Raw genomic sequence first — 15,550 nt, 5'->3', positions numbered from 1 at the left:
CTCGACCACGTCGCCGATGCGGGACGCCGCCTTGGAAAGCTCGCTGACCCGCTCGGTGGTGGCGCGCGCCTGGCCGACGGCATCGCCCGCCATCCGCGCCGATTCCTGCACCTGACGGCTGATCTCGCCGACCGACGAAGCCATCTCCTCGGTGGCCGAGGCCACCGACTGCACGTTGGTCGAGGCTTCCTCCGAAGCGCTGGCAACGGTGGTCGCCAGCCTCTGGGAGCGGTCGGCGGTCGAGGTCAGCGTCGAGGCGGAGGCTTCCAGCTGGGTCGAGGCCGACGACACGGTCTGGACGATCTCGCCGATCATGGTTTCGAATTCGCGGGTGATGTTGTCGACGCGGCGGCCGCGCTCGATCTTGGCTTCGGCATCCGTGGCCGCAGCCTCGTCGGCGGCTTTCTTGGCGATCAGCGCCTCCTTGAAGATCTGGAGCACGTCGGCCATGGCGCCGATCTCGGTCTTCTCGCCCCGGTGCGGGACTTCGGCGGAGAGGTCGCCCTTGCCCAGCGCCTGCATCGGCTCGATGATCGAGTTGATGCCCTTCGAGACGTCCTGGACGAGATAGAAGCCGACGCCGATGCCGATGATGACGGCGGCGCCGAGAATGATCGAGACCAGCATAAAAGCATAGGAGTAGCTGTCCGCGGCATCCTGAGCCGCCTGATCGCCACCCTTGGTGTTGAGCTCGATGTCCTTCATCAGGACCTCATCCGACGCAAGACCGATCTTGTTGACCGTCTTGCTGTTCAGTTCCTGGGCTTCGTGCGGGACCTTGCCGGCCTCCTTGCGCGAGAGCGCCATCACCTCCTCGGTGCCCTTCTTGTAGTCGTCCCAGAGTTTTGCCCACTGGTTGTAGAGCGCCCGCTCCTCCGGCGAGGTGATCATTGGCTCGTACCGGCCGCGGATCTTGGCGAGCGCCTCGATCACCGTCACACCCGTCTTCTCGTTGGCGAGCTTCTCGTCCAGTGTTTCGGAAAGCATGTGCTGGCGGACCACGTTGCGATAGGTGATGACGCTCGCACGCAGCTCGCCAAGCACTCGCACACTGGGCATCCAGCTCGTGGTGATGTCGATCGTGTTGGCGTTCATCGACCGCATTTTCATGACGGCCAGGAGACCCATGCCGGCCATTGCGACCAGCAGGAACGCCACGACACTGATGATCTTGGCGCGGATGGAAATGGTGGCAAGCATAATCGGGTCTCTTTGTGCTGGCGCGGTGCGCGTCCGGAGGTATTACGAATCAACCAAAGGGAGCAGCACCAACATCCAACACCAGAGCACCTGCGCAGATGTTAACTACGACTCCGTACGAGTACGGAGCCTCAAAGAGATGAACACGTCGCTAAAAATGCTCTGCGCTCAGCGCATGAGCCTAAGCGCGTCGGAGAAAAATTCAGCGCCGCCGAAGTTTCCGGACTTCAGAGCGAGCAGCATGTCGGCTTGCGCGCCCACCGCATGCAGCACCGGGACACCTGCCGCGATTTCCACTCCGACGAGAAATCCGGGAATCTTCAACCGATCGACCACCGCACCGGAGGTCTCGCCGCCGGCAACGATCAGTCGCCGCACGCCTGATTTTACAAGGCTTTCCGCGATGTCGGCCATGGTCTGCTCGATCGCCTGGCCGGCCGCGTCGCGACCGTGCCGCGCCTGCAGTGCGGCGACCTGATCGGGCGTCGCGCTCGAGGCGATCAGCACCGGCCCCTCCGCAAGCCGCGGTCTCGCCCAGTCCAGCGCACGCTGTGCTTCGCCGCCCCCCGTAATGATACGGTCCGGATCGAGGTGAAGCACCGGCATGACGCGTTCGGCGTTGGCGATCTGCTGAAGCGTCGCCTGAGAGCAGCTCCCGGCGAGGCAGGCCGCCGGTCCGCCGACGGCAATGCCGGTCTCGCCGTTCGCCCCGGCCGATTTGACTTTACCCGTTGACACCAGCGCACACGCGAGCCCGAGGCCGATGCCGGAGGCGCCGACCGACAGCCGATGTTCGGCGGCGACGAGGCCGATGGTCTCGAGGTCGCGGTCGAAGACCGCGTCGATGATGGCAGCGCCAATGCCCTTGCCCGCCAGCTCGGCCAGCCGCGCCCGCACGGCATCTGCGCCGCGCGTGACGGTGGCGAGATCGACGAGACCGATCTGCGTCCCGCTCTGGCGCGCCAGCACGCGCACCAGGTTGGAATCGTGCATCGGGTTGAGCGGATGGTCCTTCAGCGGGCTCTCGTTGAGCGGCACGGCACCGACGAAGAGGTTGCCCTGGTAGACGGTGCGGCCGGTCTCCGGGAAGGCCGGCGTCACCAGCACGGCACCTTCGCCGCTATCGGCACGCAGCGCGTCCATCACCGGGCCGATATTGCCGGCGTCCGTGGAATCGAAGGTCGAGCAGATCTTGAACAGCACGTGGCCGGCGCCGCGGCCGCGCAGCCACTGATCCGCCGCGCGCGAACGCGACACGGCAAGGCCGGCCTCGATCGAGCGGCTCTTCAGCGACACCACGACGGCATCGACCTCGGGCAGTGCGAGATCGTCGGCGGGCACGCCGATGGTCTGCACGGTGCGCAGGCCCGCGCGCGTCAGCGTGTTGGCGAGATCGGAAGCGCCGGTGTAATCGTCGGCGATGCAGCCCAACGCAAGTGTCACGGCTTCACTCCAGCGTAAGGCTTGAACCAGGCAAGGCCATCCGTGGTCTTGCCGCGCGGATTGTACTCGCAGCCGACGAAGCCGGCATAGCCGAGGCGGTCGAGCTCTTCGAACAGGAACGGATAGTTCAGCTCCTCCCCGTCAGGCTCGTTGCGCGAAGGGATGCTGGCGATCTGGATGTGGCCGATGATCGGCATCATCTCGCGCAGCCGCATCGTGACGTCGCCATGGATGATCTGGCAGTGATAGATGTCGAACTGGAGCTTGAGGTTCGGAAGCCTCAGTTCCTGGATCAGATCGCGCGCAAAGCCGAAATCGTTGAGGAAGTAGCCGGGCACGTTGCGCGCATTGATCGGCTCGAGCACGATATCGATGCCGTGCGGGGCGAAGAACTCCGCAGCCCATGCCACCGATTTGTAGAATGCCTCGATCGCGACGCGCTCGCCGCGGTTGGCGATGCCGGCCATCAGGTGCAGGCGCTTGACGCCGGTCGCCTTGGCGTAAGGCAGCGCCGTCTCCAGGCCCGCCTTGAGATCGGAGAAGCGCGAGGGGAGCGCCGCAAAGCCCTTCTCGCCGGCGTTCCAGTCGCCCGGCGGCAGGTTGAACAGCGCCTGGGTCAGGCCGTTGCGCTTGAGGCGGTCGCCGACCGCCTCGGCCGGATGCTCATAGGGAAAGAGAAACTCGACCGCGGTGAAGCCAGCCTGGGCTGCGGCATCGAAGCGATCGAGGAACGGCACCTCGGTGAACATCATCGAGAGATTGGCGGCGAAACGGGGCATTGGCGTCCTCTTCGTTACTTGTCGCCGGGCAGCTTGACGCCGGTGACCTGCGCATACATCCGCGCCACCGAGGCGTCGTCGTCCCGGCCCATGCCCGCGGCCGATGTCATCAGGAACATCTGGAGCGCGGCGGCGGAGACCGGCACCGGGAATCGCGCGCTGCGCGCCATGTCCTGGATGATGCCGAGATCTTTCACGAAGATCTCGACGGCGCTGCGCGGTGTGTAGTCGCCGTCGAGCACGTGCGGCATGCGGTTCTCGAACATCCAGGAATTGCCGGCGGAGGCCGTGATCACCTCATAGACCTTGCGGATGTCGAGGCCCTGCTTGGCGGCGAATGCCATCGCCTCCGAGGCGGCGGCGATGTGCACGCCGGCGAGCAGCTGGTTGATCATCTTGAAGGCGGCGCCCTGGCCGGCGGCATCGCCGAGCTCGTAGAGCTTTGCGGCCATGGCATCGAGCGCAGGCCGCGCCTTCGCGAACGCTGTGGGGCTGCCGGAGGCGAGGATCGTCAGCTCGCCTTGCGCGGCGCGCTGCGCCCCGCCGGAAATCGGTGCATCCAGATAATGCCGGCCGGTCGCCTCCAGCTGCTTGGCAAGGCGTCGTGCCACGTCGGGGTCCATCGTGGCGGAGGATACGAAGACGCTGCCTTCAGGCATGGTCTCGGCGGCCCCATCCTTGCCGAACAGGACGGCTTCCGTCTGCGCGGCATTGACGACGACGCTGACGACGATGTCCGCGCTCTTGGCCGCCTCGGCCGGCGTTTTGGCACCCGCACCGCCATCCTTGACGAAACGCGCCACCGCCTCGGCCGACACGTCGCAGCCGGTGACGGCGTGGCCGGCGCGCTTCAGCGAGGTCGCCATGCCAAACCCCATCGAGCCGAGCCCGATGACCGCGATGCGCTGATTTTGTGACGTGGAGGCGGACATGCAACTAACCCTTGCGAACGTTTCCCGGACGGCCGGCTTTTGCGGCGGCTCGGCGAACCGATATCACGCCTTGGCCGCGCTGCCAAAGCGTGAGACAAGCGGGCATGACGGCCATGAAACCTGAAGCGAGCAACGAGACGCGGCTGCGCGAGGACATCTGCCGCTTCGGACGGTCCCTGTTCGAGCGCGGGCTGACGCCCGGCTCCTCCGGCAATATCAGCGTCAGGCTGGACGGCGGCGGCTGGCTGGTGACGCCGACCAATGCCTCGCTCGGTTTCCTCGATCCTGCGAAGCTGTCGCGGCTGGACGAGAAGGGCCAGCTGGTGTCGGGCGATGCCCCGACCAAGGAAGTTCCGCTGCACACCGCGCTCTATGACACGCGCGGCAGTGCCCGCGCCATCGTGCATCTGCACTCGACACACTCGGTCGCGCTCTCGATGCTGCCCGAGATCGACCCGCGCGCCGCGCTGCCGCCGATGACGGCCTATTATCTGATGAAATGCGGCGCCACCGCGCTCGTGCCGTACTACCGCCCCGGCGATCCCGCGGTCGCGGATGCGATCAAGGGCCTGGCGGGGAAATATTCATCGGTGCTGCTCGCCAATCACGGCCCGGTCGTTGCCGGCGACACGCTGGAAGCCGCGGTGTTCGCGACGGAGGAGCTGGAGGAGACGGCGAAGCTCTATCTGCTGCTGCGGGGGATGAACCCGCGCTATCTGTCACCGGAGCAGGTGGCGGATCTGGTGAAGGTGTTTGGGGTGACGTTGCCGGAGCATGGGCACGGTCATTGAACCACACCCACCGCCGTCATCCTGAGGTACGAGCCTTGCGATGCGATGCATCGCAAGGTGAAGCCTCGAAGGATGGGCTACGGGCGCTCGCGGCTCATCCTTCGAGGCGCGCAAGAGCGCGCACCTCAGGATGACGGCGGAGATTGCGGCGACGGCGTCAACGCCTACAGCCCCAGATACGCCTTTCTCACGTCGGGATTGCCCCTGATCTCAGCCGCGGGCCCCTGCATCAGCACGCGGCCGGTTTGCAGGATGTAGGCGCGGTCGGCGATCTCCAGGCACTCGGCCATGCGCTGCTCGACGATCAGCACGGTCATGCCGGCGTCGCGGATGCGCTTCACCGCCTGGAAAATCTCGTCGACAAGCTTTGGCATGATGCCCTGCGAGGGCTCGTCCAGCATCAACAGACGCGGGCGCGTCATCAACGCGCGGCCGATCGCGAGCATCTGCTGCTCGCCGCCGGAGAGCGTCTCGGCGCGCTGCTCCAGACGCTCGGCCAGGCGGGGAAACAGCTGGAAGACGAGATCGAGCGGCCCCTCGCGGTTCGCGTCACCGCGGTAGAGATAGCTGCCGAGACGCAGATTGTCGCGCACCGACAGGCGCGGGAACAGGCGGCGATTCTCCGGCACATAGGCAATGCCGGTCGCCGTGATGTGGTGCTGCGCCATGCCGTCGAGGCGCTTGCCGTCGAACGTCACCGTGCCGGAACGCGGCCGCTCGGCGCCGGCGATGGATTTGAGCAGCGTCGATTTGCCCGCGCCATTGGCGCCGGCGACGCAGACGATCTCACCCTTCTGGACCTCGATCGAGATCGCGGAGATCGCGACCAGGCCCTGATAGGCGGTCGTGACTTCACGCACGCTGAGCATGACGATCTCCCAGATATGCGCTGATCACCTTGGGATCGCGAACTACATCGGCGGGCTTGCCCTCGACCAGCACCTTGCCCAGATCGAGCACGATGGCGCGATCGACCAAGGGCATCACGATCTCCATGACGTGCTCGACCATCAGCACGGTGATGCCGGCATCGCGCACCTTGCGCACCAAGGCGACGCCGGTCTGCGCTTCGGTCGGCGTCAGGCCGGTGAGGACTTCGTCGAGCAGCAGCAGTTTCGGTTCGGTCGCGAGCGCACGGGCAACTTCAAGACGGCGCTTCTCGGCGGGCACGAGGTCGCTGGCAAGCACGTCGGCGCGCGCGGCAAGGCCGGTGAACTCCAAGACCTCGTGCGCCTTGCGACGGGCCTCGCGCATCACGGTGTTGCGCACCAGCGCGCCAACGATGACATTGTCGATCACCGTCATGGTCTCAAAACTCTTGACGACCTGGAAGGTGCGGCCGACGCCGCGCTGGCAGCGTTCGGCCGCCGGCATGTGGGTGACGTCCTCGCCGTCGAAGAGAATCGAGCCTTGCGTCGGCGGCAGAACGCCTGCGATGAGATTGAACAGCGTCGACTTGCCGGCGCCGTTGGGGCCGATCAGGCCGACGATCTCGCCGCGGCCGACCGAGATCGAGACGTCGCTGTTGGCGACGAGGCCGCCGAACCGCTGCCAGACGCCGCGGGTTTCAAGAAGCGCGGTCATCGTGCGGCCCCCGTCTTCTTCCGGCGTGAAAACAGGCTGAGCAGTCCCCGCGGCAAGGCCAGCGAGATCAGGACGATCAGCGTGCCGTAGACGATGAGGTCGACACCGCGCCCGGAGCCGCCGAACTTGAAGCGGGTCAGCTCCGTCAGCGGGATCAGGATGGCGGCCCCTAACACCGGCCCCCACAGGGTGCCGATGCCGCCGAGCACGGCGGGCAGCGCCATCAAGAGCGAGAACTGGAAGCCCATGACGCTTTCAGGATCGATGTAGGAGACGAACTGGGCATAGAAGCTGCCACCCACCGCGACCAGGAAGGCGGAGACGGCGGCCGCGCCCATCTTGGAATTGAACACGTCGACACCGAGGCTCTCGGCCGCGTCCGGATTGTCCTTCACCGCACGCCACCAGAATCCCCATTTTGAGTTCTCCAGCCACCAGGTGACGAACCAGGCGAGGCAGCACAGCGCCAGCGCGAAATAGAAGTATGGCAGCTTGGTGCGCAGGAACTGGAATTTCAGCCAGCTGTCGCCGCGGATTGGAATGGTGATGCCCATCGCGGCGCCGGCCCATTCCCAGTTGTGGAACAGAAGCAAGCCGATCTCGGCGATGACGATGGTGGCGATCACGAAGTAATGGCCGCGCAGGCGGAAGAAGGGATAACCGAGCCCCATCGCGATCAGCGCCGACACCACGCCGCCTGCCAGCATGCCGAACCAGGGCAGCACGCCGAACTTCGTGAACAGCAGCTCGGTGGTGTAGGCGCCCAGGCCGAAATACAGCGCGTGCCCGAGCGAGATCTGCCCGCAATAGCCGGACAGGATGTTCCAGCTCTGCGACAGGCCCGCATACATCAGCGTCAGGATCAGGATGTTCTGGACGACGACGTCCTTCACGAACAATGGCGTCGCTGCGGCAATCGCGGCGAGCACCGCGGCGATGATGAGGTCGCGGCGGCGCCGCGCTGCAAAATCCTTGTCCATCAGATCGATCCGAACAGGCCGCGCGGCCGGATGAAGACGACCAGCAGATAGACCGCGTAGATGCCGACCGATTTCAGCGACGGCGGCAGCACCAGCGCGGTGGTCGCTTCGACGAGGCCGACGATGATGCCGCCGGCGAAGGCGCCGAACACGCTGCCGAAGCCGCCGAGCGCCACGGTGACATAGGCGATCAAGGCAAAGGACGCGCCGACATCGGGATAGATATAGAAGAAGCTCGCCATGATCGCGCCGGCGAGACCGACCAGCGCGGCACCAAGGCCCCAGCCGAACGCGAACACGCGGTTCTTGTCGATGCCGACCAGCGCGACCGCACCGGGATCTTCGCGAGTGGCTTCCAGCGCGCGGCCGAAATCGGTGCGATGGATGAAGAAGTAGAGGCCGGCAAAGGCGAGGATCGAGACCAGCGCGCCGACCAGCTGCGGCTCCGGCAGGAAAATGCCGGCGACCGAGATGGTTTTGCCGCCGAGCCAGGAATGCGGAATGCTGCGATAGTCGGGCGTGAAGAAGAACTGCGCCAGGCCCCGCATCACGATGGCGAGGCCGAAGGTGGTGAAGATCTGCACCATGCCGGCATTGGCCTTGGCCCGCATGGCAAAACGTACAATGAGCAAGTAGACCACCGCTCCGAAGATAAAGAGCGCCGCGGCGACCAACGGCGCCGACAGCAAGGGGTCGATGGCGAAGAATGCGAACAGGAAGAAGGACAGGTACATCGCGATCATCAGGAACTCGCCATGGGCGAAGTTCGTGACGTCCATCAGGCCGAAGATCAGCGCGAGGCCGACCGCGATCAGTCCGTACAGCAGGCCCATGAGGAGGCCGCTGGCGAGACTCTGGATAATGGCTTGGGCTGTCAAAAGTCTGTCCCCCGAAATAGATCCTCATCCCGAGGAGCGCGCACAAGCGCGCGTCTCGAAGGATGGCCCAGCCCTCGTCCTTCGAGACGCGGGCTGCGCCCGCTCCTCAGGATGAGGGCGGGAGCTGCATCCGAGCTCCCGCGTCCCAGTCTTACTTCATCGGCCAGACCGCCTCGGCGATCGCGGCCTGCGGCGGGAAGATGGTGACGAACTTGCCGCCGATATATTGCAGCAGCACCGGGTCGGCGTCGTTGTTCTGGCCCATCTCGTCGAACTTCACGCGCTTCCAGGGCATGATGGTCTGCTCGCCCGGGATGTCGGTCGCCGCCAGCGCATCGCGGATCTTCTCGCCGTCGGTCGACTTGGCGCGGCTGATGGCGTCGGCGAGGATGATCAGGCCCATGAACTGGCGCGAGGTGAGGTCGTTGAAGTCCTTGCCCGACCGCGTCTTGAACATCTCGTTGATCTTGCCGACCATCGGGCGCTTCTGCGCGAGGTCGAGCGAGAAGGTGCCGCGCGAGATCACGCCTTCGAGCTTGTCGCCGACGGCATCATAGAGCGCCTTCTCGGAGAAGCCGGCGTCCTGCGCCACGATCGCATTCGGCTTGTAGCCGAGCTCGGCCATGGTCTTGACCAGGAGGATGCCGTCGGTGGTGTAGCTCGAGGGCATCAGCACGTCGGCATTCGCGGACTTGAGCTGCTGCACCTCGGCCGAGAGCGAGGGCGAGTTGGCGCGATACTTGATGTCGGTGACGATCTTGTAGGCGCGCTCGCCGGCGATCTTGGCCTGGGCGTTGCCGGAATCGGTACCGAAGATAGTGTCCTCGTGGAACAGCGACAGCGTCTCGATCTTGGTGCCCTTCTTCTTCATGGCGTCGAAGAAGTCGAACATGGCGGCCGAATACATCTCGTCATGCGGCGCGGCGCGGAAATAGTACTTCAGGCCGCGGCGATGCAGGCTGGGCGAGGAATTGTCGGCGGACACAAACGGAACCTGGTAGCGCTCGCAGATCTGGCTCACCGTGACGGCGACGGCGCTCTGATAGGTCCCGATGATGGCTGAGACCTTCTCCTGCGTGATCAGGCGCTCGGCTTCGGCGCGGCCCTTCTGCGGATCGGCCTGGTGATCGGCGAACACGAGGCGGACCTTGGCGCCGCCGAGGCCCGGCAGGCCCTCGCCCTTCGCCAGCGGCAGGTCGAAATCGGTGTCCTTGTTGATGACCTCGAGCGCGGTCTCATAGGCCTTCTGCGCATCGACGCCCTGCTGCGCGCTGCCGCCGGAGAACGGATAGATGACGCCGATCACGACTTCGGAAGTCTGTGCGCGCGCCGCCAGCGGCACCAGTGCGGCAGTCGCGGTGGCTCCCAACAACACGTCGCGGCGAGTGATCGTCATGGCAAAGTCCCCTGTACTGAATTTCGGCTGATCGAATGAAGCGATTGATGGATGCAGTAAAGCCCTAACATGCAGCATACGCTGCCCATTAAATCACGGCCATGGTCCTGTTCTTGAGATCCGTCACCAGCATCAGGCCGGGCGAATGCGTGATCGCGAACGGGAGCTTGGCGGCGTTGATGACGGATTGCGGCGTCACGCCGCAGGCCCAGAACACCGGAATCTCGTCGTCGGCGACCGGCACCGGATCGCCGTAGTCCGGCTTGGCGATGTCCTTGATGCCGATCAGATGCGGATGGCCGAGATGGACGGGCGCGCCGTGCACGGCGGGATAGCGCGAGGTGATCTGCACCGCGCGGATCGCATCCGAAGGCTTGAACGGACGCATCGACACCACCATGGGGCCGGCGAACGGACCGGCCTCGCCGCAGGCGATGTTGGTACGATACATCGGCACGCGCACATTGCGCTCGATGTGCCGGATCGGCATGCCCTCGTCGAGCAAGGCTTCTTCGAACGAGAAGGAGCAGCCGAGCACGAAGGTCACGAGATCGTCGCGCCAATGCTTCGTCACATCGGTCGGCTCGTCGACGACCTCGCCGTCGCGCCAGACGCGGTAGCGCGGCACGTCGGTGCGGATGTCGAGATCGGCGCCGAGCGAAGGGATGTGCGGACTGCCGACATCGGACATGCCGATGATCGGGCACGGCTTCGGATTGAGCTGGCAGAAGCGATGAAAGGCGCTGGCATATTCCGCCGGCAGGATCGCCAGATTGCCCTGGACGAAGCCGGGGGCGACGCCTGCGGTGGAGGCGACCAGCCCTTGCCGGTAGGCAAGCCGCGCCTTGCGGCTCGGAAGGGCGTCGGGCGTTTCAGTTTGCTGCACTGCCACCAAAACAGTCATGTAATCGACCTGCCTATAAACTCGACAAAGACAGCCAACACCAAGCGTGCTATAAAGTCTAATCGTCCTTTCTAATCGATATCGATAAATCTATTTTATCGGCAAGGAAAATCCTTTCAATGCTGGACTTCAGGTCGATCGAGACTTTTCTCTGGGTCGTAAAGCTCGGCAGCTTCCGCGGCGCCGCAGCACGGCTCAATACGACCCAGCCGGCGATCTCCCAGCGCATCGCCCAGCTCGAGCGCGAGATGGGCGTCAAGCTGCTCAACCGCGACCACCGCGTCGCCTCGCCGACGCCGAGCGGCCGGCAGATGATGGTCTATGCGGAGAAGCTGATCGGCCTGCGCGCTCAGATGATGGCGGAGATCGGCGACCGCTCGGCGATGCGCGGCGTGATGCGGCTCGGCGTCGCTGAGACCATCGTGCACACCTGGCTGCCGCGCCTCGTGAAGAGCGTGAACCAGGTCTATCCGAATCTATCGCTCGAGATCGAGGTCGACATCACGCCCAACCTCACCGCGCGCCTGCTCGCGCAGGAGATCGAGCTTGCCTTCGTGGTCGGACCGTTGTCGGCGTCGGGCGTGCATAATCGCGTGCTCGCAGATTACCCGATCGGCTTCCTCGCAAGCCCTTCGCTCGGCCTCGGCAAAGGCCGGGTGACACCGGCGGAGCTTGCGCGGTTTCCGATCATCACCTTCCCGCGCAAGACCAAGCCTTACGAGGTCGTGCGCGAGGTATTCGACCGGCCGGAGCTGCCGCCGATCCGGCTGCACGCGTCCGCATCGCTAGCGACCGTTATCCACATGGCGGTCGAAGGCCTCGGCGTCGCCGTGATCCCCGACGCGATCGTCGAGAACGAGCTCGCCGACGGGCGGTTACAGCTGCTCGACACCGATCTTGCGATCGCACCGCTGACGTTCACCGCTAGCTGGCTCGCCTCGCCCGACGTCGTCGCCGTGGAGCGCGTCGCCGAGCTTGCACGGCAGATTGCGCAGAGCAGCCTCGCAGTTGACGCGCCCGCGCTGGCGCGTCATTGAAAAAGGCGCCGGACAACCTTCAACGTCATTCCGGGGCGATGCGACAGCATCGAACCCGGAATCTCGAGATTCCGGGTTCGGCTCTTCGAGCCGCCCCGGAATGACAACTGAGAGACTGACCGCATGAGCCGAGCCGCCACCAATCTGCAAATCGATTCCGCCCGCCTCTGGGGCTCCATCCACGAGACCGCGCAATTCGGCGCGACGGCCAAAGGCGGTGTGCGGCGGCTAACGCTGAGCAGCGAAGACAAGCAGGTACGCGACTGGTTCCGCCAGGCCTGCGAGGACGCTGGTCTCGAAGTGCACACCGACGCACTCGGCTCACAATTCGGCCTGCGCAAGGGCCGCGACATGTCGAAGCCGCCCGTCGGCATCGGCTCGCATCTCGACACCCAGCCGACCGGCGGCAAGTATGACGGCATTCTGGGCACGCTCGGCGCGCTGGAGGTGATCCGCACGCTGAACGATGCCGGCGTCGAGACCGAAGCGCCGATCTGCGTCGTGAACTGGACCAACGAGGAAGGCTCGCGCTTCGCACCTGCGATGATGGCTTCCGCCGCCTATGTCGGCGACTTCACCACCGACGACATTTTGTCGCGCAAGGACGCCGAGGGCACGACCGTCGGCCAGGCGCTGGACAGCATCGGCTATCGCGGCGACAAGCCGGTCGGCTTCCAGAAGCTCGGCTGCTTCGTCGAATTGCACATCGAGCAGGGCCCGATTTTGGAGGCCGAAGGCAAGACCATCGGCGTGGTCGATTCCGGCCAGGGCGTGCTGTGGTACGACGGCAAGATTTCCGGCTTCGAGAGCCATGCGGGATCGACCCCGATGCCGCTGCGGCGCGACGCGCTGGCGACGCTGTCGGAGATCGTGCTGGCGATGGAGTCCATAGCGAAGAAGCTCGGACCGAACGCGGTCGGCACCATCGGCGAAGCCGTGATCGCAAATCCCTCGCGCAACGTGATTCCCGGCGAGATCGCCTTCACCATGGATTGCCGCAGCGCGGACGGCGCCATCATGGACGCGCTCGATCGCGATCTGCGCGCCGCAATTGCCGAGATCGCCGCGCGCCGCAAGGTCGAAGTCAAGATCGACCTGGTCTGGCGCAAGCCGCCGACGCATTTCGATCCCAAGCTGATCTCGGCGGTCGAGAACGCGGCAAAGACGCTCGGCTATTCCTCGCGCCGCATCACCTCCGGCGCCGGCCACGACGCCTGCAACCTCAACACGATCATGCCGGCGGCGATGGTGTTCGTGCCCTGCAAGGACGGCATCAGCCACAACGAGCTGGAGGATGCGACGCAGCCGGACTGCACTGCTGGCACCAACGTTCTCATGCATACCGTGCTGGCGATCGCCGGCGTCGCGTCCTGACCGGAGAGAGCCATGCGCGGAGTTTTCGTCGACGCCAATGAAGCGCTAGCCGTGATCATGGAACGGCTGGAGAAGCCCGGGGATCCCAAGGTGCGGATCCACCGGGATCCCGACATCAAGCCCGAGCAATATCCTGACATCCTCGATGGCGCCGAGATCGCCATCGTCGATCACACCGCGCTGCCGACCGAGGTGGCGAAGAAGTGCACCGGCCTCAAGCACGTCGTGTTCCTCGGCACCGGCGCGCGCAGCTACATGAACCCTGAGGAGCTGGCGGAACTCGGCATCTCCGTGCATCTGATCAAGGGCTATGGTGATACCGCGGTCGCCGAATCCGCAATCGCGCTGATGTGGGCGTCGGCCCGCGGCATCGCGATGATGGACCGCGAGATGCGCGTCGGCAACTGGCTGCGCGAAGACGGCATGCAGCTCACCGGCAAGACACTCGGCCTGATCGGTTTCGGCGGCATCGCCGCCGAGGTCGCGCGCATTGCGTCCGGCAGCGGCATGAAGGTGATCGCCTGGAATCGCTCGCCGAAGAGCCATCCGGGCGTGGAATTCACCGATCTCGACAGCGTGCTGGCAAGGAGCGACGTCGTGTCGCTGCACCTGCTGCTCAACGACGAGACGCGCGGCATGATCACGCGCGAGAAGATCGCAAAAATGAAGCGTGGTGTCATCCTCATCAACACCGCCCGCGCCGCTGTCGTCGACGAGGCCGCCATGATCGACGCGCTGAAATCCGGCCACATCCGCCATGCCGGCCTCGACGTCTTCAACATCGAGCCGCTGCCCGGCGATCATCCGCTCACAAAACTGCCGAATGTGACGCTGTCGGCGCATTCGGCGTTCCGTACACCGGAGGCGAGCGAGAACCTGATTGGCGCGGCGTGGGAGCACTGCCGCCGGATCGTGAATTCGTAGGGTGGGTTAGCCCTGCAGTACGCGAAGCGCATCTGCAGGGCCTAACCCACCTCTGTCTATTCCGCGGAGACTGAAGAGGCGGGTTACGGCTTCGCCTAACCCACCCTACGTCCTCCCCCCGCCAAATTGTGAAGGGATAAGAGCAATAACAATGGCCGACTATCGCACCATCAAGGCAGAGCCGCTCACCAACGCCATTCGTGCCATCGTCAAGGCGGGCGGGTCTTCGGACCGCGAAGCCGAGCTCGTGGCCACCAATCTGGTCGAGGCCAACCTCAAGGGCCATGACTCCCATGGCGTCGGCATGATCCCGCGCTATGTCCAGAGCGTCACCAATGGTGGCCTCGCGGTGAACGCGCACGTCAAGATCGTGCTCGACACCGGTCCGCTCCTCACTCTCGACGGCCTCACCGGCTACGGGCAGGTGATCGGTCATGAAGCAATGGAGCTGGCAGCCGAACGCGCTAAGCGAAACGGGGTGTGCCTCGTCGGCCTCTCCAATTCGCATCACATCGGTCGCATCGGCCACTGGGCTGAGCAGTGCATCGACCACGGACTGGTCTCGATCCACTTCGTCAACGTCATTTCCCGCCCGATCGTGGCGCCCTGGGGCGGCAGCGATGCGCGCCACGGCACCAACCCGTTCTGCGTCGGCATCCCGCGCGCCGGCAAGGACCCGATCGTGCTCGACTTCGCCACCAGCAGGATCGCACAAGGCAAGACCCGCGTCGCCCACAACAAGGGTGTCGCGCTCGAGCCTGGCACCATCATCGACAATGAAGGCAAGCCCACCACCAACCCGCGCTACACCGTGATCCCGCCGCACGGCGCCATCCTCCCCTTCGGCGAGCACAAGGGCTCCGGCCTCGCGCTGGTCTGCGAAATCCTCGGCGGCGCGCTCTCCGGCGGGCAGGTGGTCAAGGGCCCCTCCGACGGCAAGTACAACGTCCTCAACGGCATGCTCTCGATCGTCATCGATCCCGGCAAGCTCGGCACCGGCGAAAACCTCGCGCGCGAAGTCGAGAGTTTTGTTGCCTGGCAAACCGGCTCGCCGCCTGCCCCCGGCGTCGACAAGGTCAGAATCGCCGGCGAGCCCGAGCGCGAGACCAAGAAGAAGCGCCTTGCCGAAGGCATTCCGGTCGATCCGACAACCTGGCAGGAGATCATCGAGGCCGGGAAGAAATTCGGGCTGGATCAGACGGCGATCGAGGACATCGCTGGCTGATCGAGAACGAAATAGAAATCGTAGGGTGGGTTAGCCGCAGGCATAACCCACCACCTTCTTCGCCGAGAGGTGGGTTACGCCAAGCAGATGCGCTTTGCGCATC

At 65.0% G+C, this 15,550-nt stretch carries 15 protein-coding genes; 5 read left to right on the top strand and 10 right to left on the bottom strand.

All coding sequences use genetic code 11. From position 1 onward, the window contains the following. From XH81_RS06455 to ltnD, 4 genes are all read right to left on the bottom strand, one after another. Window positions 1–1,200, bottom strand: a 1,200-nt coding sequence (locus tag XH81_RS06455) for an MCP four helix bundle domain-containing protein (protein WP_271596086.1), incomplete at its 3' end; no start/stop codon positions are given. Window positions 1,201–1,368: 168 nt separating this feature from the next. Beyond that, window positions 1,369–2,643 (bottom strand): 3-oxo-tetronate kinase, encoded by a 1,275-nt coding sequence (otnK, locus tag XH81_RS06450; RefSeq protein ID WP_028143384.1) that lies wholly within the window; start codon window positions 2,641–2,643, stop codon window positions 1,369–1,371. Beyond that, window positions 2,640–3,422 (bottom strand): 2-oxo-tetronate isomerase, encoded by a 783-nt coding sequence (gene otnI / locus XH81_RS06445; RefSeq protein WP_028143385.1) that lies wholly within the window; start codon window positions 3,420–3,422, stop codon window positions 2,640–2,642. The genes otnK and otnI overlap by 4 nt, the downstream gene beginning before the upstream one ends. A 14-nt stretch (window positions 3,423–3,436) precedes the next feature. Further along, window positions 3,437–4,354 (bottom strand): L-threonate dehydrogenase, encoded by a 918-nt coding sequence (gene ltnD, locus XH81_RS06440; RefSeq protein WP_028143386.1) that lies wholly within the window; start codon window positions 4,352–4,354, stop codon window positions 3,437–3,439. Window positions 4,355–4,458: 104 nt separating this feature from the next. Between ltnD and otnC the strand changes: the two genes are divergently transcribed. Next, window positions 4,459–5,145: a 3-oxo-tetronate 4-phosphate decarboxylase gene (otnC, locus tag XH81_RS06435; RefSeq protein ID WP_028143387.1), complete on the top strand. Its 687-nt coding sequence runs from the start codon at window positions 4,459–4,461 to the stop codon at window positions 5,143–5,145. Window positions 5,146–5,309: 164 nt separating this feature from the next. Here otnC and XH81_RS06430 read toward each other — a convergent pair whose 3' ends face one another. From XH81_RS06430 to XH81_RS06405, 6 genes are all read right to left on the bottom strand, one after another. After that, window positions 5,310–6,014, bottom strand: coding sequence for an ABC transporter ATP-binding protein (locus XH81_RS06430; RefSeq protein WP_028143388.1), 705 nt, complete (start codon window positions 6,012–6,014; stop codon window positions 5,310–5,312). Further along, window positions 5,998–6,729, bottom strand: coding sequence for an ABC transporter ATP-binding protein (locus tag XH81_RS06425; RefSeq protein WP_028143389.1), 732 nt, complete (start codon window positions 6,727–6,729; stop codon window positions 5,998–6,000). The genes XH81_RS06430 and XH81_RS06425 overlap by 17 nt, the downstream gene beginning before the upstream one ends. Next, a complete protein-coding gene (locus tag XH81_RS06420; RefSeq protein WP_028143390.1) occupies window positions 6,726–7,709 on the bottom strand; it encodes a branched-chain amino acid ABC transporter permease in 984 nt (327 codons plus the stop codon). Before XH81_RS06420 ends, XH81_RS06425 begins: the two co-directional genes overlap by 4 nt. After that, window positions 7,709–8,542 (bottom strand): branched-chain amino acid ABC transporter permease, encoded by an 834-nt coding sequence (locus tag XH81_RS06415; RefSeq protein ID WP_244439133.1) that lies wholly within the window; start codon window positions 8,540–8,542, stop codon window positions 7,709–7,711. Before XH81_RS06415 ends, XH81_RS06420 begins: the two co-directional genes overlap by 1 nt. Window positions 8,543–8,738: 196 nt before the next feature. Beyond that, window positions 8,739–9,983: an ABC transporter substrate-binding protein gene (locus tag XH81_RS06410; RefSeq protein WP_026201530.1), complete on the bottom strand. Its 1,245-nt coding sequence runs from the start codon at window positions 9,981–9,983 to the stop codon at window positions 8,739–8,741. An 88-nt stretch (window positions 9,984–10,071) separates the two neighbouring features. Further along, window positions 10,072–10,887 (bottom strand): putative hydro-lyase, encoded by an 816-nt coding sequence (locus XH81_RS06405; protein ID WP_028143392.1) that lies wholly within the window; start codon window positions 10,885–10,887, stop codon window positions 10,072–10,074. Between the two features lie 119 nt (window positions 10,888–11,006). Between XH81_RS06405 and XH81_RS06400 the strand changes: the two genes are divergently transcribed. The 4 genes from XH81_RS06400 (at window position 11,007) to XH81_RS06385 (ending at window position 15,447) form a co-directional block, all read left to right on the top strand. Beyond that, the gene (locus XH81_RS06400; protein ID WP_018315615.1) at window positions 11,007–11,924 is read left to right on the top strand and encodes a LysR family transcriptional regulator; all 918 of its coding nucleotides are present in this window, start codon (window positions 11,007–11,009) and stop codon (window positions 11,922–11,924) included. A gap of 123 nt (window positions 11,925–12,047) precedes the next feature. Then, on the top strand, window positions 12,048–13,298 hold the full coding sequence (locus tag XH81_RS06395) for a Zn-dependent hydrolase (protein ID WP_028143393.1): 1,251 nt from the start codon (window positions 12,048–12,050) through the stop codon (window positions 13,296–13,298). 12 nt (window positions 13,299–13,310) lie between these two features. Next, window positions 13,311–14,222, top strand: coding sequence for an NAD(P)-dependent oxidoreductase (locus XH81_RS06390; RefSeq protein WP_028143394.1), 912 nt, complete (start codon window positions 13,311–13,313; stop codon window positions 14,220–14,222). A gap of 151 nt (window positions 14,223–14,373) precedes the next feature. Next, window positions 14,374–15,447 carry a malate/lactate/ureidoglycolate dehydrogenase gene (locus XH81_RS06385; RefSeq protein ID WP_028143395.1) on the top strand — a complete coding sequence of 358 codons (1,074 nt, stop codon included), beginning with the start codon at window positions 14,374–14,376 and terminating at the stop codon, window positions 15,445–15,447. Window positions 15,448–15,550 lie beyond the last annotated feature (103 nt).

The sequence above is a fragment of the Bradyrhizobium sp. CCBAU 25360 genome (assembly GCF_028128695.1).
Lineage (GTDB): Bacteria > Pseudomonadota > Alphaproteobacteria > Rhizobiales > Xanthobacteraceae > Bradyrhizobium > Bradyrhizobium ottawaense.
Note: the sequence above shows the minus strand (reverse complement) of the source record. Positions and strands in the feature narration are given on the sequence as shown.